18 protein-coding genes are annotated in these 18,520 nt (G+C 54.6%); 8 read left to right on the forward strand and 10 right to left on the reverse strand.

The window, feature by feature from the left end:
* The first annotated feature begins 21 nt into the window (after nt 1–21).
* Entirely contained in the window at nt 22–222 is a 201-nt protein-coding gene (locus AB4K05_RS11445; RefSeq protein WP_368480088.1) for a YpfN family protein, read from the forward strand.
* A 126-nt stretch (nt 223–348) separates the two neighbouring features.
* Here the strand turns inward: AB4K05_RS11445 and ypfH are convergent, their stop codons facing one another.
* From ypfH to dapA, 6 genes are all read right to left on the reverse strand, one after another.
* Nucleotides 349–1,047: an esterase gene (gene ypfH, locus AB4K05_RS11450; protein ID WP_368480089.1), complete on the reverse strand. Its 699-nt coding sequence runs from the start codon at nt 1,045–1,047 to the stop codon at nt 349–351.
* Nucleotides 1,048–1,123: 76 nt separating this feature from the next.
* Entirely contained in the window at nt 1,124–3,124 is a 2,001-nt protein-coding gene (locus AB4K05_RS11455; RefSeq protein ID WP_368480090.1) for a tRNA(Met) cytidine acetyltransferase TmcA, read from the reverse strand.
* Between the two features lie 16 nt (nt 3,125–3,140).
* Nucleotides 3,141–4,013 (reverse strand): neutral zinc metallopeptidase, encoded by an 873-nt coding sequence (locus AB4K05_RS11460; protein ID WP_368480091.1) that lies wholly within the window; start codon nt 4,011–4,013, stop codon nt 3,141–3,143.
* Nucleotides 4,014–4,222: 209 nt separating this feature from the next.
* Nucleotides 4,223–4,936: a phosphoribosylaminoimidazolesuccinocarboxamide synthase gene (purC, locus tag AB4K05_RS11465; protein WP_368480092.1), complete on the reverse strand. Its 714-nt coding sequence runs from the start codon at nt 4,934–4,936 to the stop codon at nt 4,223–4,225.
* Between the two features lie 109 nt (nt 4,937–5,045).
* On the reverse strand, nt 5,046–6,080 hold the full coding sequence (bamC, locus tag AB4K05_RS11470) for an outer membrane protein assembly factor BamC (RefSeq protein WP_368480093.1): 1,035 nt from the start codon (nt 6,078–6,080) through the stop codon (nt 5,046–5,048).
* 16 nt (nt 6,081–6,096) lie between these two features.
* Complete coding sequence (gene dapA, locus AB4K05_RS11475; RefSeq protein ID WP_368480094.1) at nt 6,097–6,975, reverse strand: 4-hydroxy-tetrahydrodipicolinate synthase; 879 nt, start codon at nt 6,973–6,975, stop codon at nt 6,097–6,099.
* A gap of 154 nt (nt 6,976–7,129) precedes the next feature.
* Here dapA and AB4K05_RS11480 point away from each other — a divergent pair, with 154 nt between their 5' ends.
* Both AB4K05_RS11480 and bcp read left to right on the forward strand, forming a co-directional pair.
* Nucleotides 7,130–7,702: a glycine cleavage system transcriptional repressor gene (locus AB4K05_RS11480; RefSeq protein WP_368480095.1), complete on the forward strand. Its 573-nt coding sequence runs from the start codon at nt 7,130–7,132 to the stop codon at nt 7,700–7,702.
* Nucleotides 7,702–8,172: a thioredoxin-dependent thiol peroxidase gene (bcp, locus tag AB4K05_RS11485; protein WP_368480096.1), complete on the forward strand. Its 471-nt coding sequence runs from the start codon at nt 7,702–7,704 to the stop codon at nt 8,170–8,172. Before AB4K05_RS11480 ends, bcp begins: the two co-directional genes overlap by 1 nt.
* A gap of 113 nt (nt 8,173–8,285) precedes the next feature.
* Here the strand turns inward: bcp and AB4K05_RS11490 are convergent, their stop codons facing one another.
* Entirely contained in the window at nt 8,286–9,359 is a 1,074-nt protein-coding gene (locus AB4K05_RS11490; protein ID WP_368480097.1) for an AI-2E family transporter, read from the reverse strand.
* Nucleotides 9,360–9,577: 218 nt separating this feature from the next.
* On the opposite strand from AB4K05_RS11490, the gene bepA reads away from it, so the two are divergent.
* Both bepA and arsC read left to right on the forward strand, forming a co-directional pair.
* Nucleotides 9,578–11,041 carry a beta-barrel assembly-enhancing protease gene (bepA, locus tag AB4K05_RS11495; protein ID WP_368480098.1) on the forward strand — a complete coding sequence of 488 codons (1,464 nt, stop codon included), beginning with the start codon at nt 9,578–9,580 and terminating at the stop codon, nt 11,039–11,041.
* Between the two features lie 11 nt (nt 11,042–11,052).
* Entirely contained in the window at nt 11,053–11,412 is a 360-nt protein-coding gene (gene arsC, locus AB4K05_RS11500) for an arsenate reductase (glutaredoxin) (protein ID WP_368480099.1), read from the forward strand.
* 6 nt (nt 11,413–11,418) lie between these two features.
* Here the strand turns inward: arsC and AB4K05_RS11505 are convergent, their stop codons facing one another.
* Entirely contained in the window at nt 11,419–12,264 is an 846-nt protein-coding gene (locus AB4K05_RS11505) for a helix-turn-helix domain-containing protein (protein ID WP_368480100.1), read from the reverse strand.
* Nucleotides 12,265–12,430: 166 nt separating this feature from the next.
* On the opposite strand from AB4K05_RS11505, the gene celB reads away from it, so the two are divergent.
* The 3 genes from celB to AB4K05_RS11520 are packed head-to-tail and all read left to right on the forward strand — an operon-like array spanning nt 12,431 to nt 16,171.
* A complete protein-coding gene (celB, locus tag AB4K05_RS11510; protein ID WP_368480101.1) occupies nt 12,431–13,747 on the forward strand; it encodes a PTS cellobiose transporter subunit IIC in 1,317 nt (438 codons plus the stop codon).
* A gap of 3 nt (nt 13,748–13,750) precedes the next feature.
* On the forward strand, nt 13,751–14,704 hold the full coding sequence (locus AB4K05_RS11515; RefSeq protein WP_368480102.1) for a N(4)-(beta-N-acetylglucosaminyl)-L-asparaginase: 954 nt from the start codon (nt 13,751–13,753) through the stop codon (nt 14,702–14,704).
* Between the two features lie 3 nt (nt 14,705–14,707).
* Complete coding sequence (locus tag AB4K05_RS11520; protein WP_368480161.1) at nt 14,708–16,171, forward strand: M17 family metallopeptidase; 1,464 nt, start codon at nt 14,708–14,710, stop codon at nt 16,169–16,171.
* 238 nt (nt 16,172–16,409) lie between these two features.
* Here AB4K05_RS11520 and AB4K05_RS11525 read toward each other — a convergent pair whose 3' ends face one another.
* Nucleotides 16,410–17,111, reverse strand: a complete 702-nt coding sequence (locus AB4K05_RS11525) for a DnaA inactivator Hda (RefSeq protein WP_072129040.1) — start codon at nt 17,109–17,111, stop codon at nt 16,410–16,412.
* 95 nt (nt 17,112–17,206) lie between these two features.
* Complete coding sequence (gene uraA, locus AB4K05_RS11530; RefSeq protein WP_368480103.1) at nt 17,207–18,496, reverse strand: uracil permease; 1,290 nt, start codon at nt 18,494–18,496, stop codon at nt 17,207–17,209.
* Nucleotides 18,497–18,520: the final 24 nt, after the last annotated feature.

The following is an 18,520-nucleotide window of genomic DNA, read 5'->3' on the forward strand; positions in this document are numbered from 1 at the left end:
GGTAAGTAAGAGGTAACACGCATGGATTGGCTGACAAAATACTGGTGGATTCTGGTTCTGGTGTTTCTGGTTGGAGTGATGATCAACGTAATTAAAGATCTTAATCGCGTCGATCATAAAAAATTCCTCGCCAATAAACCCGACCTGCCGCCGCATCGTGACTGCAACGACAAGTGGGACGATGACGACGATTGGCCGAACAAAGATCAACCTAAAAAATAGAAAGCGGTTGACCTTAGCGGCACTGCGCTCGACTGGCCTACTGATGTAGGCCTGATAAGCGCAGCGCCATAAGGCAAAAATGCGGTTGGCTGCCGGATGGCGACTTTGACTTATCCGGCCTACCGTTTACATCATCTCAATCACATCATCGTCTTTCGGCGTTCCGCCGCTTAACGCTTCATCAAAATAGTGCTTCGGCACGGTATAGCGCAGATTATCCAACGCAAACTGCATACTGCGATCGTCGATGGCATGACCTAAATCCTCAACGATATCCAGCGTCACATCGCCGCCAGCAGCCAACAGTGCTTCCTGTCCCTTCACCGCCCATGCCAGATCGATAACCCTGTCTTCGCCACCATGGATCAGGTGAACGGTCGTCGCCGAGCTCACTTTCTGCGGCATGGTGGCAAAACGACCATTGAAGGCTATCACTCGTGAAGCAAGACCTGGCTCGGCCTTCAGGCTTTCAAGTGACATAATCGCCCCCTGCGAGAAGCCGATCAGTGCCGTTGCCTGCGGGCCTACGCCACTGTGTTTTTGCCAGTAACGCACCGTATCGATAAACGTCGGCATGATGGCATCAATACGCGCCTGACGGTTTTCTTCCGTCACCCCTTGCACAGAGAACCATTGACGGCCCGGTGCGGGTCCGCACGGCTCAACGCCGCCAACGCTAACGATTAACGCATCCGGGAACAGCGGCGCAAACCAGCTGCCGATTTGTCCCATTGCCACCGGATTATCGCCCACGCCATGAAACAACAGCAGCAGCTGTTGAGCGGGCTTCGCGGGGCTTTGAACAACAAAATGATCGTGTGTCATGGCTGTCTCCTTGGTTTTGTCGGTCAGTTTACGCCGCACCAAAATAATGACCATGCCATTTAACTGAATGAGTCAGTTAAAAAAATTGCAGTTGTTGAATCCGTTCCATGAGCTGATTTGTACGATAGCCATCCAGCGCGTACATCGCCTGTTTTGCTTCGTCACGCAGCCGTATCAGCAGAGACTTGCGTCCATTGATGCGCAGGCGCGCGTTGAGTTCACTTTCCTCTTCACCGTTCAAACGACCGCGAAGCGCGGGAAGGGGTAACGCTACCTGTTCGACAAGCAGATTCAGGCTTGCCAGCGTCGCCAGCAGCGGGCGATGTGCGAAGGCAAAAGCGGCCAAATCCCACCAGTCATCATCAGTAAGAATAGCTTGCGCGATTTCGGGGAGTGCCATTTTTTCATCGACCCAGTGCTGAAGCCAACGCCATTCCCGACACAGGCGAGTGTGTTCGCGCTGCATCAACGCCTCCCCTGCTGCCGTCAGCGGCCGCAGCGCCATCGCGGCATAACAACCGCTACTCGCTTCACGCTGAGTTCCAATACGCACCAGCATGAAGCCACAGCGCTGCCAGAAGCGCCAAAGTTCGTGGGTATAGCCAAAGCTGACCGACAGATAATCACAGTCGGCGGCATCTTCCCATGCCCGAGTCACCAGTTGTTGACCAATACCTTCACGCTGGCGAAGCGGATGCACCGCAATGCGGCTGATGCGCCGCCCAACAAGCGTAGCGGCGAACCGACTGCCACCGTGCGCTGCCAGCGACTGCGCCACAAGATTACCTCTGGGACGGCGGAAACCGGCCCACACGGCTTGGCTTAATTCAGGCGTTAACCCGCCCTCTTCTACCAGCCACAATGCACCAGCAGGTCCACTGACGCTCTGCGCCGTCAGGAAATGTTGCCCTGGCGCATCCATCATTCGGCGCAGATCGACAGGCGAAGTGCGGTAGTGAGCCCCAGAAAGCAGTTGATAGAGCGCGCTAGGCAGTGCGGGTTTTGTTCGCCAAGCTGATTGCGCCACGGGCAGCAACGTCAGCTCACCGTACGGATGCGTGGTAAATGCGTCATCATGGAAGATGAGCGCATCGTTAACGAATGCTTCAAGCGGACAGCCTGACGCCCAGCGAATAGGCTGCGCGAGGCTATATGCTTCGCGCTGCGGAAATTCAGCGCAAAATTTAAGTAAAAAACCCCGGCCGGTGCCTTCATAACCCTGTACCGTGGTGGTCAACAGCGTGTGAGGGAAACGGGAAATCAATTTTTTCAGCAGCGGCGCAGGAATCGCCGCCGCTTCATCCACCACCAGCCACTCGGCTGCTGCATCAGAAGCCAAAAGCGCGTCGGGCGCCATAAAGCGAAAACGCTCGCCGGCAAACGCGGCAATCACATCGGTCGATGCGCGCGTAGGCGCGGTGACAATCGCCTCGCCGCACAGCCGCTGAATGTGCATTCCCGCCAGCGCCGACTTCCCTCTTCCTCGCTCGGCGGTCACCACACAAACCTTTGCTGAAGTGCCAGACAATGCCGTCAGAATAGCCTGCTGCTCGTGCTCAGGCTGGCCATTTGCTCGCTGCCAGTCGGGACGAAAAACGTCGGTGAGCGGCGGCATCGGCTGCCCTTGTCGCCAGACAAGCGTCTGCGGGCTGGCAGCAAGGGTTCGACCAAAGTGGTCAACAAAGTGCGGGGTGGCGATAGGTTCCGGCGCATCGCTCCAGCGTAGAGAATCGGCATCCGCATGCTGGCGCCATCTCGTCCACTCCGGCACCAGCAGGATTAACCAGCTTCCGGCACAAAGCGTGCCGGCCAGCGCGGCGAAAGCCGAAACATCAAAACCATCGCGAGCATCAAAAACGGCATGCTGAAACTCACGTCCTAGCAGCGTTTTCAGTTTAGAAGGGAGACAAAAAGGTTCATCGACGGGCTGAGAGCCAACCCATAAAACATCGGTGTTCAAAGCATGGCGGAACGCAACGGCTTGTCGTTCACACCATGCGGCTTCACCACTCACAACCAGCAGGCGGCGAATACCCGCCTGTGCCATTCGCGCGGCCTGCGCGAGCAGTTCATCCATGACGTCTGGTATCCGTTTAGAGTGATTTACTGAAGGTATTGCATTGACCCGGGTCACCGCTATCAAAGCCGCGTTTCAGCCAAGTGTAGCGCTGTTGGGAGGTCCCGTGGGTAAAGCTGTCCGGAACAACGCGCCCCTGGCTTTGCTGCTGGAGACGGTCATCACCAATCGCTTCGGCAGCGTTCAGCGCCTCTTCCAGATCGCCCGCTTCGAGGATGCCCTGTTTTTGCATATTGTGGCCCCAGACCCCAGCAAAGCAGTCGGCCTGCAGTTCCATGCGCACCGACAGGCGGTTAACTTCCGCTTCGGAAGCGTTCTGCTGCATCTGGCGAACCTTCGGTTCAATGCCCAGAAGTTTCTGCACATGGTGGCCGACTTCATGAGCAATCACGTAGCCCTGAGCAAAATCACCGCCTGCGCCGAGCTTACTTTTCATGTCATCGTAGAAAGAGAGGTCGATATAGACCGTGGTATCAGTCGGGCAGTAGAAAGGTCCCATGACGGATTGCCCAGTGCCACAGCCGGTACGGGTCGCGCCACGGTACATTACCAGACGCGGTGGCTGGTAGGTTTTGCCCATTTCTTTGAACTGTTGTGCCCAGGTGTCTTCGGTCGTCGCAAGGATCACCGAGGTAAACTTGGCGGCTTCATCATCGTTGGGGTTACTGACGCGCTGCTGGGAAGATTGCTGCTGGCCTATCGGCTGGCCGGTCATTAGGCCGGTTAAATCGACGCCATAATATCCCGCTACCACCACGACAATCAGCAAAATGATGCCACCTTTGCCGCTAGGAATGCGAAAGCCTGGGCCACGCCCCATTCCCGGAGCATCGGAACTGTTCCGCCGGTCTTCTACATTGTCGCTTTCACGACGCCCTTGCCAACGCATAACTACCTCGGTTTATCTTATCAATATACTGATATGATCGTAGGCGGTTACGGGCGGGATTACCACTGAAAATGTCTTGAGGGGAATACCGGCGATGAGGATGCAGGCCTGATAAGCGCAGCGCCATCAGGCAAGCAACGCGCACCTTGCCGGATGGCGGCGTAAACGCCTTATCCGGCCTACGCGCAGGGCGAGGCCGGGGAGTGCATCTAGTCCAGCTTGACGCCTAAGCGATGCGCCACTTCTTCGTACGCTTCAATCAGGCCACCCAAGCTTTGACGGAAACGGTCTTTGTCCATCTTGTCCATGGTCTTTTTATCCCACAGGCGGCTACCGTCTGGAGAGAACTCATCGCCCAGCACCACTTCACCTTTGAACAAGCCAAATTCCAGTTTGAAGTCGACCAGAATAAGCCCGGCGTCATCAAACAGTTTTTTCAGTACGTCATTGGCTTTAAAAGTCAGTTCCTGCATGCGCGCCAGATTCTCTTTGCTCACCCAGCCAAAGGTTTCACAGTAGGATTCGTTGACCATCGGGTCGTGCATGGCGTCGTTTTTCAAGAACAGGTCGAACAGCGGTGGATTCAGCTCGATGCCTTCTTCAATCCCTAAACGTTTCACCAGGGAACCGGCTGCGCGGTTACGTACCACACACTCTACCGGCACCATATCCAGTTTTTTCACCAGACATTCGGTATCGGACAACAGCGCTTCCATTTGAGTCGGAATACCGGCATCTGCCAGCTTGCTCATAATGAAATGGTTGAACTTGTTGTTCACCATGCCTTTACGGTCAAACTGTTCAATACGAGCACCATCTCCTGCTGACGTATCGTTACGGAATTCGAGTACCAACAGATCCGGGTTTTCGGTGCTGTATACGGTTTTCGCTTTACCACGATACAACTCAGCTAGCTTTTGCATCTTTGTCACTCCAGTGATGATTTAAAGATAAATATTGTGCTTTTCTGCTGACGCACACGTTTGCGTCACTATACAGAAAAAAGGGCTGGATTGCTCCAGCCCTGATAAATTACTTGGTAAATGCTGCCTGGAATGCGGCTACCAGGGCGTCATTTTGCGACTGCGTCAGCGTATGGCCTTTCGGATCGATGAACTGCAGGCTACTACGGTTGTCCAGGTCGCCGACCTGAAGTTTGTAGTCGCCGGACACCAGACCCGGGTCACTTGCGCCGAGGTCACGCCAGCGGCTGTCGGACAGCGGCTTATAGGTGACGGCAACGCTACCCTTCGAACGGGTGCTGTCGGTCACTTTCATGCCCACTTTTTCAAGCGTCGCTGGCAGACGATCCCACACCTGGTTAAACGGTGCACGCACCACCAGCATTGGCAGACCGGTATCATCAGATGCGCTCTGAACGTCGTAAGTCACGCCCGCAGTGCCGCGTGAAGCGTTCGCTGCGTCGGTCGCATTCTTATCCAGACCCGCGGAGATAACGTTCAGCATTTCAGCGCTGTAGCGCTGCAAGGACGCACGATCGGCAACCGCTTTGCCAGCCTGTTCTAGGTTGACCAGCTTCACCATCACCGCCTGCTGATAACCCTGCGGCTGCACGGAGATTTGATAACGACCACGGTACTGCTGATCTTCATCAAGACGGTTCCAGTCAACCCAGTCCGTGGTCAGCGTTTGGCTTGCATCATCACGCTTGGTAATGGTGTAGTTTTTCGCCTGAACGATGCTAACAACCTGTGGCCACAGAGAACCGCTGCGGCTATTTTCAACCAGCAGCATAGCCGTATCGCCAGTAAACTGGGTACGCGCACCGGAGACCAGCGCCAGCGCCTGAGCCGGAGGACGAATATCCAGCGCTTTACCTACGGCGCCACTGCCGTTAGCGACCGGGATGTTATAGTCGCCATTTTCAATCGGCAGGATCATCCCCGCAGGGGCGTGAAGTTCACCTAACGGTGTTGCGTCCAAGTAGGATTCATCACCGCTCACCTGGCGCTTATAGCGCGAGTCGGAACTACAGGCTGCGAGCAGTAGAACCAACGAAACACCCGCGACCTTCGCCAGGCGCGACTTCTGTACTGAGTAAGCCATCAAATCTCCCTAACCTCTACAGCAAACCGGCATGCTTCAATGCGGATGCCACTACATCACGACCGTGGTCAGTGATTGGCGTCATCGGCAAGCGCATGGTATCGGTCGCCACAAGTCCCAATTCCTTACATGCCCATTTAACCGGGATAGGATTGGGTTCGACAAATAATTTATTGTGTAGCGGCATCAAACGCTGGTTGATGATACGCGCCTGTTCAAACTGACCAGTTGCCGCCAGTTTGCACATTTCAGCCATATCACGTGCAGCAACGTTTGCCGTTACCGAAATAACGCCATGCCCGCCCAGCTGCATGAAGTCCAGCCCGGAGGCATCATCACCGCTAAGCAGAATGAAATCGTCTGAAACCAGCTCTTTGATCTGGTGAACACGACTTAAGTTCCCCGTGGCTTCCTTAATTGCGATAATATTTTTGACTTTCGCAAGGCGACCTACGGTTTCCGGCAGCATATCGCAGCCGGTACGCGACGGCACATTATACAGGATTTGCGGCAGGTCAGTATGTTCGGCAATCGCTTTGAAGTGCTGGAACAAACCTTCCTGAGTCGGACGGTTGTAATACGGGGTGACCGTCAGGCAGCCGACAACGCCGGAATCGTTAAAACGCTGGGTCAGGCTAATCGCCTCTGCGGTTGCATTTGCCCCCGTTCCGGCAATGACGGGAATGCGGCCATCGGCCAGTTCCAGTGTGGTCATCACCACGTCGCCATGCTCGTCGTGGCTGAGCGTTGCGGACTCGCCGGTAGTCCCTACCGACACGATCGCCGAGGTTCCGTTGGCGACATGGTAATCAATCAGTTTTTTCAGGCTTGAACGGTCGACATTACCTTTTTCATCCATCGGCGTGACAAGCGCTACAATACTTCCCGTGAACATGGGCCATCCTCTGTGCTGACGTGCGGACATGAGTCTCAATGGTACGTTTGGTCCTGTAATAAAAGCAATAGACTGAAGCCCTTCAGAATGTTGTATGCCGGTTTTTTTTATGCTTTCCTAGGGTATACCGCACCTTTTTAAAGGAAGAACAGGTTTGACAGCCTCATTACAACACTATCTGGTCATTACAGCCCTGGGCGCGGATCGCTCTGGCATCGTCAATACGATCACTCGTCACGTCAGCAGCTGTGGCTGCAACATTGAAGACAGTCGTTTGGCTATGCTGGGAGACGAGTTCACTTTTATTATGCTGCTTTCCGGCACCTGGAACGCGATAACCTTGATTGAATCGACCCTACCGCTAAAAGGCGCCGAGCTGGATCTGCTGATTGTGATGAAGCGAACTACCGCTCGCCCTCGCCCAGCGATGCCTGCCACCGTGTGGGTTCAGGTCGAGGTTCCCGATTCACCGCATATCATTGAGCGTTTTACCGCGCTATTCGATAGCTGGGAGATGAATATCGCCGAGCTGGTTTCACGTACTCAACCCGCCACCGAAGCACAGGCCGCGCAGCTGTTTATTCAAATCACCGCGCATAGCCCAGCTACGCAAAATGCATCAAATGTTGAGCAAGCCTTCAAAGCACTCTGTACAGAATTGAAAGCGCAAGGCAGTATAAACGTTGTCAATTATTCACAGTATGATGAACAGGATGGAGCTTTGTAATGAACCCACTGAAAGCCGGTGATATCGCACCGAAATTTAGTTTGCCCGATCAAGACGGCGAGCAAGTAAATTTGACCGACTTCCAGGGACAACGTGTTCTGGTCTATTTCTACCCGAAAGCGATGACTCCTGGCTGCACCGTGCAGGCCTGTGGCCTTCGCGACAACATGGATGAACTGAAAAAAGCGGGGGTTGAAGTGCTGGGTATCAGTACGGATAAACCAGAAAAACTGTCCCGTTTCGCGGAAAAAGAGCTGCTTAATTTCACGCTGCTTTCTGATGAGGACCATCAGGTCTGCGAACAGTTTGGTATCTGGGGTGAAAAAACCTTTATGGGTAAAACCTATGATGGCATTCACCGTATCAGCTTCCTTGTCGATGCTGATGGCAAAGTTGAACATGTGTTTGATGACTTCAAAACCAGTAATCACCACGACATCGTGCTGGCTTGGTTACAGGCTAACGCCTAACCCCTTCGTGTAACCCGGCAAAGCTTAGCGACGCCGGGTTTTTTGTAGGCCTGATAAGTGTCACACCATCAGGCTCACCGGATAACGGCACAAACGCCTTATCCGGCCTACAGTCATGTTGTCTCTTCGTCATCCACGGCCAGTCCATCCGGCCAGGCGTGCACCACCGCTTTAATGAGCGTTGCCAGCGGAATCGCAAAGAACACGCCCCAGAAGCCCCACAACCCACCAAAAATCACCACTGACAGAATGATCACCAGCGGATGCAGATTGACCGCTTCGGAGAACAGCACCGGCACCAAAAGATTGCCATCCAGCCCCTGAATAATCAGATACACCGCAAACAGGCTCCAGAACTCCGTGCCGAGACCAAACTGGAACAGCGCCACGCAGACCACGGGAATGGTGACCACAAACGCGCCGATATAGGGGATTAACACCGACAGCCCGACCAGCACCGCCAGCAACAGCGAGTAGTTCAGGCCAAACATCAGGAAGCCCAGCCAAGTAGCCACCCCGACCACCACCATTTCCAGCACTTTGCCACGAATATAGTTGGTAATCTGCTGGTTCATCTCTTTCCACACCTGCCCTGCCAGACCGCGGTTACGCGGCAACACGCGACGGACTGCGTTGAGCATCTGCTCTTTATCTTTGACGAGGAAAAAGACCATCAGCGGCACCAGCACCAGATAGACCGCCAGCGTCAGCAGCCCCACCAGCGAGGCGACGGAATACTTCACCACCGAGTCGCCCATTGTCAGCATTCGGGTGCGCATGTTCTCAGCCATCGCGTCGATAATCCCAGCATCCATCAGCGCCGGGTAGCGGCGTGGCAGGGTTGCGGCGAAGTCAGACAGTTTGTTGAGCATGCCCGGCATATCATGGATGAGATTAATGCCCTGCTGCCAAGCAATCGGCATCACCACGAAGGACATCAGCAGTAAAATGCCGACAAACAACACCAGCACCACGCTAGTTGCCCAGGTTCGTGACCAGCCCAGACGCTCCAGACGCACGGTCGGCCACTCCAGCAGGTATGCTAGAACCAACGCCACCAGCAGTGGGGCCAACAGGCCGCTGAAGAAAAACAGAATACAAAAACCGGCCAGCAAAATGACCAGCAGCGCTATCGCTTCCGGGTCGCTAAAACGGCGACGATACCACTGCATCAACATCTCAAGCATAACTCTAATTCCCTGAAGCTTTTTTTGCTTTCATACCGAACTCGAAGTGTATCGAAATGTCACAAAAAAGACTCCGCTTTTTATAATTATCCAACAATCTGGCAATTATCATTTTCAATACCTATGCAGATAGATACACTCGCAGAGCAGCCCTTTACGAAACGTAACGGTATGATGTTGGTCAAATCAGGCACACCCCACACTACAGGACAGAGGATATGTTCAAGCAGTTGAAAAAAACGCTGTTGGCATCCCTTATTGCGGCAGTATCGCTCGGTCAGATTGCTCCCGCATTTGCGGATTCAGAGGACAATTTGCCTGATATCGGTACGTCGGCAGGAAGCACGCTCTCCATTGGTCAGGAGATGCAGATGGGGGATTACTATGTTCGACAACTGCGCGGTAGCGCACCGCTGATTAACGACCCGCTGCTGGTTCAGTATATTAATTCGCTGGGTATGCGGCTGGTGTCGCACGCCTATTCCGTCCGTACCCCGTTCCATTTCTATCTGATCAATAACGACGATATTAACGCCTTTGCCTTCTTCGGCGGCAACGTGGTACTTCACTCGGCGCTGTTCCGCTATTCAGATACAGAAAGCCAGCTCGCCTCGGTCATGGCGCACGAAATTTCACACGTCACCCAACGACACCTGGCGCGCGCCATGGAAGACCAGAAGCGTAATGCCCCGCTGACGTGGGTCGGCGCACTCGGTTCTATCCTCTTAGCGATGGCCAGCCCGCAGGCCGGTATGGCGGCGCTAAGCGGCACCCTTGCCGGTACTCAGCAAGGCATCATCAGCTTTACTCGCCAAAACGAAGAAGAAGCCGACCGTATTGGTATCCAGGTTCTGCAGCGTTCGGGCTTCGATCCGCAGGCCATGCCGGCGTTTATGGAAAAACTGCTCGATCAATCGCGCTACTCGTCGCGCCCGCCGGAAATGCTGCTGACGCACCCCCTGCCGGAAAGCCGACTGTCAGATGCGCGAAACCGCGCCAACCAGATGCGTCCCGTCGTGGTGCAATCTTCTGCAGATTTCTACTTCGCCAAAGCGCGTACGCTTGGCATGTATAATTCTGGGAAAAATCAGCTCGGCAGCGATCTGCTCGACGGTTGGGCAAAAGGCAACGTTCGCGAGCAGCGCGCCGCTCAGTACGGCCGGGCGCTCCTCGCCATGGAAGCAAAAAACTACGCCGAGGCCAGTAAACAGCTACAACCGCTGCTGAGCGCCGACCCGCAGAACGCTTGGTATCTGGATCTGGCGACAGATATCGACCTGGGTCAGAATAAAACGGCAGAAGCCATCAGCCGGTTGAAGAATGCCCGTGAAGTCCGCACGAATCCCGTTCTACAGTTGAACTTGGCCAACGCCCTGTTAGAGAGCGGCCAAGCGGGAGAAGCGGCAACCATCCTCAATCGCTACACCTTCAACAATAAAGAAGATACCAACGGCTGGGATCTGCTAGCCCAAGCGGAATCGAAACTTGGTAACCGCGACCAAGAACTGGCCGCTCGTGCGGAAAACATGGCATTGGTAGGTCGATTAGATCAGGCTATCTCTTTGCTCAGCGCCGCCAGCGGCCAAGTGAAATTACGCAGCCTGCAGCAGGCCCGTTACGATGCGCGTATCGACCAGCTACGCCAGCTACAAGAACGCTTCCGCCCTTATCAGAAAATGTAACAGGAGAAACTATGACGGATTCGGTGACCCTCTACCATAACCCGCGCTGCTCAAAGAGCCGTGAAACGCTGAGCCTGCTTAAGGAAAACGGTATCGACCCGAACGTTGTGCTCTATCTGGACACGCCGCCGGATGCCGCCACGCTGCGCCAGCTTCTAAAAATGCTCGGCATGACCAGTGCACGTGAACTGATGCGTCAGAAAGAGGATCTCTATAAGGCGCTTAATCTCAGCGACAGCCAGCTCAGCGAAGACGCATTAATTAAAGCAATGGTCGAAAATCCTAAGCTGATTGAACGCCCGATAGTCATCAGCAACGGTCAGGCGCGCATTGGCCGTCCGCCTGAACAGGTTTTGGACATTGTTGGCTAATGTCCGCTAAGGCCGCAGCGCTTCTAAAAAGGCCTGCGGCGTCATATTCCCCAGTTTTTTCTGCTGTTTTCCCGTATTGAAGATAAAGCACAACCTGACGGCCAGTTCGTCTGGCGTGCAGACTCGCACCGCTGGGATGATCTCCGCCAACGGCTGCGTGACCTGCACCGCTGAACGTTTATTTTCCACCGGCATCACACGCCCGATAATTCCCCGATCCGCTAGCCGCTGATCCAGCCCTTCGCTTAACCCTTCGTTACTTTGCATCTCAACGGATTGGATATCACCCGGAAACTGCGCCAGTACCTCATCCAGCCAATTCACCACCAGCGAAGGAGACATGCCAGAGTAGACACGCGCATAGCACCAGCCGCTCACCGGCTCTCGGGCCCATAGCAAATGATGGTCGCCATCATCATCCATATGCAACGACATAAAACGGTAGTGCAGCGTCAACGACTGCGCCTTATGACCGGCCTTGAGCGCTTTTTTGCCGCAGAGTATTTCACTACCGCCACGGTGATACGAAGGCTTCAGATAGCGACTTAACGTCGCACGCGACAGCGGGATTTCCAGTCCCTCAACCACCATAAACAGCAGATCGTCGAGCGGAGCCTGAAGAATTTCCCGCAGAGCATTAATTAGAATAACTTGTTCTTGTCTCATCGCCTTGTGTACTACTACTGGCGTGGTACTGCGATCCGCCGTCTGCTCCCTATTGCGCCAGCGCCGTACCGTTGTCACAGAAATCCCTAGCTCACGCGCCAGTTCACGGTCATTTTTATCCGATTCCTGTAAATAGCGTCTGACTCTTGGCGTTGTCGTTGCGTTGGCGTGCAGCTTTATTTCCATAACAGTCCTATGCGGTTCAGTAACCAATCATATGAGATTTATATATATCAAGTCGGTACGATGTGACCCGTTTCACCTTTCCGTCTCCGGCTTTCTTCGATAATCCTTTCGTCGTTTTCTAATACATAACACACACAATGTCCGTTAATCTTATACGGAGTTCACAATGAACAATGTTCTGGGATTTTTAGAAGAGAAATTGATGCCGATTGCCGCGAAAACCGCACAGCAACGTCATCTCGGTGCCATTCGTGGCGCGTATGTCTCCTTCATGCCTTTCATCATCGTCGGTTCTATCCTGCTAGTTATCTCGTCGTTCCCGAACCAGAGCTATCAGCAGTTTATGTCTCAAAGCTTTGGTGCCAACTGGAGCGCCATTATCGAGATCCCGTTTAACGCGGTGTTCTCCACTATGTCGTTGTTTATCAGTTTCCTCGTCGCCTATCGACTGGCCGAACATTACGAAGGCGATCGCATCTCCTGCGGTATTCTTGCGCTGGTGAGCTTCCTGATCCTGACGCCGTTTATCAAAGTGGCTGAAAATGGCGGCATCACCGTCATGCCGGTGGAATGGATTGGCACCAAGGGGCTGTTTGTCGCCATGATTGGTTCTCTGCTGTGGACCGAGCTGTTTTGCTGGCTGAAACGCAAAAAGCTGGTTATCAAGATGCCGGAAGGCGTGCCGCCAGCGGTGCAGGAGTCGTTCGCCGCGCTGATCCCGGCGCTGGTGGTCATGATAATCGTGCTGGCTATCCGCATCGGCTTTGAAAATACCCATTACCAGACCATTCACCAATTCATCTATGACGTCGTTGCGACACCGGTTCGTCACTTCGGCACCTCCTATTTCGGTGCGCTGATGACGGTCTTTAGTATCACCATTCTGTGGTCAGTTGGGATCAACTCCGGTTCGATGGTCAACGGCATCATTCGCCCACTGTGGATGGAAAACCAGACCGATAACATCGCCGCCATTCAGGCCGGGGTCACCCCGCCACATATCATCACTGAACAATTTTTCGACATGATCTGGATGGGCGGCGCCGGGGCCACGTTGTCACTGGTTATTGCCATGCTCATTTTTGCCCGCAGTAAAAGCATGCGCGAAGTGGCGCGACTTGGCGCAGGTGCTTCGGTATTCAACATCAATGAACCGGTGCTATTTGGTCTGCCGGTTATCATGAACCCTATCATGCTGATCCCGTTCAACCTCGTACCGCTGGTGCTGGTCACCATTCAGTATGTCGCCATGAAAATTGGCATGGTTGCGGTAACGACCGGGGTCTTTATTCCGTGGACGCTGCCACCGGTGATCAGCGGATTTATCGTAACCGGTCATATTTCCGGCAGCGTGATGCAAATACTTAACCTGCTGATTGGCGCGATGCTGTACCTGCCGTTTATGCGCATTCTCGACAAACAGTACCGCGCGGCGGAAATCAGCGAAGTACAGAACACCAATACGCTAGCAAAACAGGAGTAAGAGATGTGGGGAATAATTGCAACTTGGCGTATGGCGCTGGAAGGGGTTAGCGAGTCGGCTACGGCGTTGGCTGGCGGAAAGCTAGCGACGACATCGGTTGTCGATGCCGTGGTCGCCGTGGAGGATTTTCCATTCTATAAATCGGTCGGCTACGGCGGCCTGCCGACCGAGAACGGCGAGGTCGAACTTGATGCCGCGTGGATGGACGGCGATACGCTGGCCTTCGGTGCGGTCGGCAATCTGGTCGATATCGCTAATCCGGTAAAAGTGGCTCATGCGCTGGGACGCCAGCGCTACAACTCATTGCTGGTGGGGCAAGGCGCGCGCGAATGGGCGCTAAGCCAAGGTTTTAGCGATAAGAAAATGCTGACCGAACGCGCCATGCAGCACTACCGTAAACGCTGTCGCGAAACGTTGGATAAAGGGCTTAGCCCCTACGACGGTCACGACACCGTTGGCGTTATCGCCCTCGATAAAAAAGGCTCAATGAGCGTGGCCACCTCCACCAGCGGTCTGTTTATGAAAAAACGCGGACGGATTGGCGACTCGCCGATTATCGGCTCCGGTTTTTACTGTGACAGCGAAATTGGCGCGGCAACGGCAACCGGCGTCGGCGAAGATTTGATGAAAGGCTGCACCAGCTACGAAATCGTCCGCCGCATGGAGCAAGGCATGACGCCGCAGCAGGCGGCCGACTCCGTGGTGTATGAACTAGAAGATAAGCTGATGTCGCGCTTTGGTCGCGCCGGCGATCTCTCCGTAGTTTGTATGAACCGTAAAGGCGAGTTTGGCGCCGCCACCAATATCAAAACGTTCTCTTTTGTTGTCGCCACGGCAACCCAACCGCTGACGGTTTTCCGCGCGGAACGTGTGAAAGAGAAAACCCACTACCAGCCGGTGGACGACGCCTGGATGCAGGCTTATGCCGATCGCATCCGCGCGCCCATCGAGGAGTAAATGATGATTACCTACCGTCTATTCACCGCGCTTTCCAGCGAACTGGCGCAGGGCCATCTGATTACCTTTCCCGGCAGCGCCCTCCTTGAAGAGGCTTGGTTGCAGGAAAATCCACTCATTGCCGAGATGACAACGCTCGCTGAACAGGGCAAGCTTGCGGATACCCGCTTCGGCTGCGGGCCATTTGCCCGCATCACGTTGATTCCGCTGAACGCTTGGCAAGATAGTTTTACCGACACGCTGCTGGCATTCCTGCGGCCACTGTTTGCGGCGCCGGTCTGTAATAATGTCCTTTTGGATTGCAGCAACATCGACGACACGGTGCTGATGAAAACCCTGCGTTTTCTCTTCAACCAAGCACATAACCTCTCAGACCTTGGTTTGAAAACCCTGCCCGCCGACAGCTTAAGCCTTCGCCACATCAGCGCCTACTGCACGGGAACGGACGCCTCGCGCCTAGAAACGTTATTCAGCCAACAGCAAGCCATTGCCAACGGCATGGTGGCTGCGCGTCGGCTGGCGGATATTCCCTCAGAACAGTGTACGCCGCAGTTTGTGGTGGAAGAAGCCCAGCGCCTGTGCGCCGCCCTCCCGGCTCTGTCCTGTGAAGTGCTTAACGAGCACGATATCGTCGAGCAGGGGCTAGGTCTCCTGCATGCGGTAGGTAAAGGCGCCAGCCGCCCTCCTCGCCTGCTGGCTCTCCACTATGAAGGTATCAGCAGCGGCCCAGTGCGCAGCTATGTCGGTAAAGGCGTAACCTTTGATACCGGAGGGCTGTGGCTGAAAGAAGGCGCAGGCATGTACACCATGAAGTACGACATGTGCGGCGCGGCCAACGTGCTGGGGCTGATGCTGAGCATTGCCGAACTCAACCTGCCGGTTCGCGTGATGGGCGTGCTGGCGCTGGCCGAGAACGCAATTGGTCCTGACGCGATGCAGCCAGGCAGTGTAGCTCGTGCCTGTAACGGTATGACCGTGGAGATCAACAACACCGATGCCGAAGGTCGGCTGGTGCTCTCCGACGCCATCGCCTGGGCCAGTCAGCGTCACGAGAAAACACGTTACATCATTGATTTAGCCACGCTGACCGGTGCGGTAGTCAAAGCGCTGGGCTACGAATTGAGCGGCTTGATGACGCAGGATAACGCGCTGCGTCACGCACTGACCGTAGCCGGTGAACAAAGCGGCGATGAAGTCTGGTCGCTGCCGCTGGATGCGCGGCTGAAAAAGCAAACCGACAGCGCGATTGCTGATTTGTGCAATACGCCAACCAACAACGCCGCTATCAGCGCATCTGCGGCATGGCTGCTGCATCACTTCTGCCCGCAAAATATTCCGTGGGCGCATCTTGATGTCAGCGGAACGGCACTGTGGCGTGAAGGAGGTAAAAGTGTGGCGTCAGGGAGACCGATTCCGCTGCTGATGCAGCATCTGCTCAATGATCTAGCCGCTGAGGAATATTCGTAGGCCGGATAAGTCAACGCCGCCATCCGGCAATCTGCTCCGCTCTGCCTGATGGCGCTACGCTTATCAGGCCTACGCTAAATTACAGCGCCATATCATGCGCTGGCTGTTCGGTTGGCCTTTTTGTAGGCCGGATAAGGCAAAGCCGCCATCCGGCAATCTGCTCCGGGTGCCTGATGGCGCTACGCTTATCAGGCCTACGATGGTTGCCCGGCCGAACATCACGACGCCGGGAAAGACGCTAGAGCTTTAGGATCTCTTTGACAAACGGAATAGTCAGTTTGCGCTGAGCGGTAATAGACGCATGATCGAGCTGATCGAGCGTCAGGAATAGCGTGCGCATTTCACGATCGAGCCGTTTAAGCAGGAAACGGCACACGTCTTCCGGCATCTCAAATCCCCGCAGGCGTGCACGCAGCTGCAACGCCTGCAGCTTATCTTCGTCCGAGAGCGGCTGAAGCTTGTAGATTTGCCCCCAGTCCAGACGTGAAGCCAGATCCGGAAGGCCCAAGTTAAGCTGACGCGGTGGGCGATCGCCGGTGATCAAAAGTCGAGTATTGCCAGATTCAAGAATTCGGTTATACAGGTTGAAAATCGCCATCTCCCACAGCTCATCACCGGCAACGCACTCAATATTATCGATGCAAACCAGTGAAAGCTGCTCCATCCCATCCAGTACTTCCGGCACAAACCAGGTACGCTTATCCAGCGGCACGTAGCCGACCGCATCGCCGCGCTGGGACAGTTCGGCACAGGCGGCATGCAGCAGGTGGCTGCGGCCAGCGCCTTCACGCGACCAGATATAGATGTATCCGCTATGTTCTTGTCGCAGTACGTTTTGTACGGCAGCAAGTAAAGAGGGGTTATCACCCGGCCAGAAACTCGCAAAAGTTTCATCATCGGGAAGATAAAGTGGCAAAGAGAGCTGTGCCGGTGCGTTCAGAGAGACCTCAACATGGGCTTACGAAAAAACCCGCTGAGTTTACCACACAAATGGGGACAGAGAGAACCGGGCGGCGATCCCGCCCGGCTTTAGGATCAATGAGAAGGTTGATCGCTATCTTCAGCGTCCAGCACCACTTCTTCCGGACGCAGTACGCTAATCAGTTTAAACACCAAGCTCAGGCAGATCCCGACGATAGTTGCCAGCGCCATGCCTTTCAACTCAGCGGCACCAATATGCACTTTCGCGCCGCTCACGCCGATAATCAGGATAACGGAGGTCAGGATCAGGTTTTGCGCTTTGCTGTAATCAACTTTGGATTCAATCAGCACGCGGATACCGGATGCGCCGATAACGCCGTACAGCAGCAGAGAAACGCCGCCCATCACCGGCAGCGGGATAATCTGAATCGCTGCCGCCAGTTTGCCCACGCACGACAGCAGAATGGCGATAATCGCCGCACCACCGATAACCCAGGTGCTGTACACGCGGGTAATCGCCATGACACCGATGTTCTCACCGTAGGTGGTGTTCGGCGTTGAGCCGAAGAAACCGGAGATGACCGTCGACAGGCCGTTAGCAAACATCGAGCGATGCAGGCCTGGGTCACGGATCAGATCTTTCTTCACGATATTCGCCGTCACCACCAGGTGACCAACGTGCTCGGCAATCACCACCAGCGCCGCAGGCAGGATGGTTAAGATAGCAAACCATTCAAAGCGTGGAGTGTAGAAGGTTGGCAGCGCGAACCAGTGCGCTTGCGCGATAGGCGTCGTATCAACAACCCCCATCACGAAGGAGAGTGCGTAACCCACCAGCACCCCGATAAGAATAGGGATAATAGCCAGGAAGCCGCGGAACAAAACGGAACCAAAGACGGTTACGCCAAGCGTGACCAGCGAGATGATGATGGTTTTCGTATCCGCAGACTGACCGTCCGGTGGCAACAGGCCGGCCATATTCGCCGCAACGCCAGCCAGTTCCAGACCGATAACGGCAACGATTGCGCCCATTGCCGCCGGAGGGAACATCACGTCAAGCCAGCCGGTACCGGCTTTCTTAACGATAAAGGAGACGATACAGAAAAGTACGCCACACATGATAAAGCCGCCCAGCGCCACTTCGTAACCCAGCGGCAAAAGCAGCAGCACAGGAGAAATAAAGGCAAAGCTGGAGCCCAGATAGGCCGGGATTTTACCTTTACAGATGAAGAGATACAGTAATGTCCCAAGGCCATTAAACAACAGCACGGTGGCCGGGTTAATGTGGAACAGAACCGGCACCAGCACGGTTGCGCCAAACATGGCAAATAAATGCTGCAAGCTAAGCGGGATAGTTTGTAAGAGCGGCGGTCTTTCACTTACCCCAATGGCACGGCGCGTCATGGTATTTTTCCTCTGTTGTGTTAT

This window comes from Kluyvera sp. STS39-E (genome assembly GCF_040932435.1).
In the GTDB taxonomy this organism is placed as follows: domain Bacteria; phylum Pseudomonadota; class Gammaproteobacteria; order Enterobacterales; family Enterobacteriaceae; genus Kluyvera.

What these genes read in the sequence shown, in the direction of transcription:
- AB4K05_RS11445 (WP_368480088.1), top strand. Translation starts at nt 22, where the DNA reads ATGGATTGGCTGACAAAATACTGGTGGATTCTGGTTCTGGTGTTTCTG.
- ypfH (WP_368480089.1), bottom strand. Translation starts at nt 1,047, where the DNA reads ATGACACACGATCATTTTGTTGTTCAAAGCCCCGCGAAGCCCGCTCAA.
- AB4K05_RS11455 (WP_368480090.1), bottom strand. Translation starts at nt 3,124, where the DNA reads ATGGATGAACTGCTCGCGCAGGCCGCGCGAATGGCACAGGCGGGTATT.
- AB4K05_RS11460 (WP_368480091.1), bottom strand. Translation starts at nt 4,013, where the DNA reads ATGCGTTGGCAAGGGCGTCGTGAAAGCGACAATGTAGAAGACCGGCGG.
- purC (WP_368480092.1), bottom strand. Translation starts at nt 4,936, where the DNA reads ATGCAAAAGCTAGCTGAGTTGTATCGTGGTAAAGCGAAAACCGTATAC.
- bamC (WP_368480093.1), bottom strand. Translation starts at nt 6,080, where the DNA reads ATGGCTTACTCAGTACAGAAGTCGCGCCTGGCGAAGGTCGCGGGTGTT.
- dapA (WP_368480094.1), bottom strand. Translation starts at nt 6,975, where the DNA reads ATGTTCACGGGAAGTATTGTAGCGCTTGTCACGCCGATGGATGAAAAA.
- bcp (WP_368480096.1), top strand. Translation starts at nt 7,702, where the DNA reads ATGAACCCACTGAAAGCCGGTGATATCGCACCGAAATTTAGTTTGCCC.
- AB4K05_RS11490 (WP_368480097.1), bottom strand. Translation starts at nt 9,359, where the DNA reads ATGCTTGAGATGTTGATGCAGTGGTATCGTCGCCGTTTTAGCGACCCG.
- bepA (WP_368480098.1), top strand. Translation starts at nt 9,578, where the DNA reads ATGTTCAAGCAGTTGAAAAAAACGCTGTTGGCATCCCTTATTGCGGCA.
- arsC (WP_368480099.1), top strand. Translation starts at nt 11,053, where the DNA reads ATGACGGATTCGGTGACCCTCTACCATAACCCGCGCTGCTCAAAGAGC.
- AB4K05_RS11505 (WP_368480100.1), bottom strand. Translation starts at nt 12,264, where the DNA reads ATGGAAATAAAGCTGCACGCCAACGCAACGACAACGCCAAGAGTCAGA.
- celB (WP_368480101.1), top strand. Translation starts at nt 12,431, where the DNA reads ATGAACAATGTTCTGGGATTTTTAGAAGAGAAATTGATGCCGATTGCC.
- AB4K05_RS11515 (WP_368480102.1), top strand. Translation starts at nt 13,751, where the DNA reads ATGTGGGGAATAATTGCAACTTGGCGTATGGCGCTGGAAGGGGTTAGC.
- AB4K05_RS11520 (WP_368480161.1), top strand. Translation starts at nt 14,708, where the DNA reads ATGATTACCTACCGTCTATTCACCGCGCTTTCCAGCGAACTGGCGCAG.
- uraA (WP_368480103.1), bottom strand. Translation starts at nt 18,496, where the DNA reads ATGACGCGCCGTGCCATTGGGGTAAGTGAAAGACCGCCGCTCTTACAA.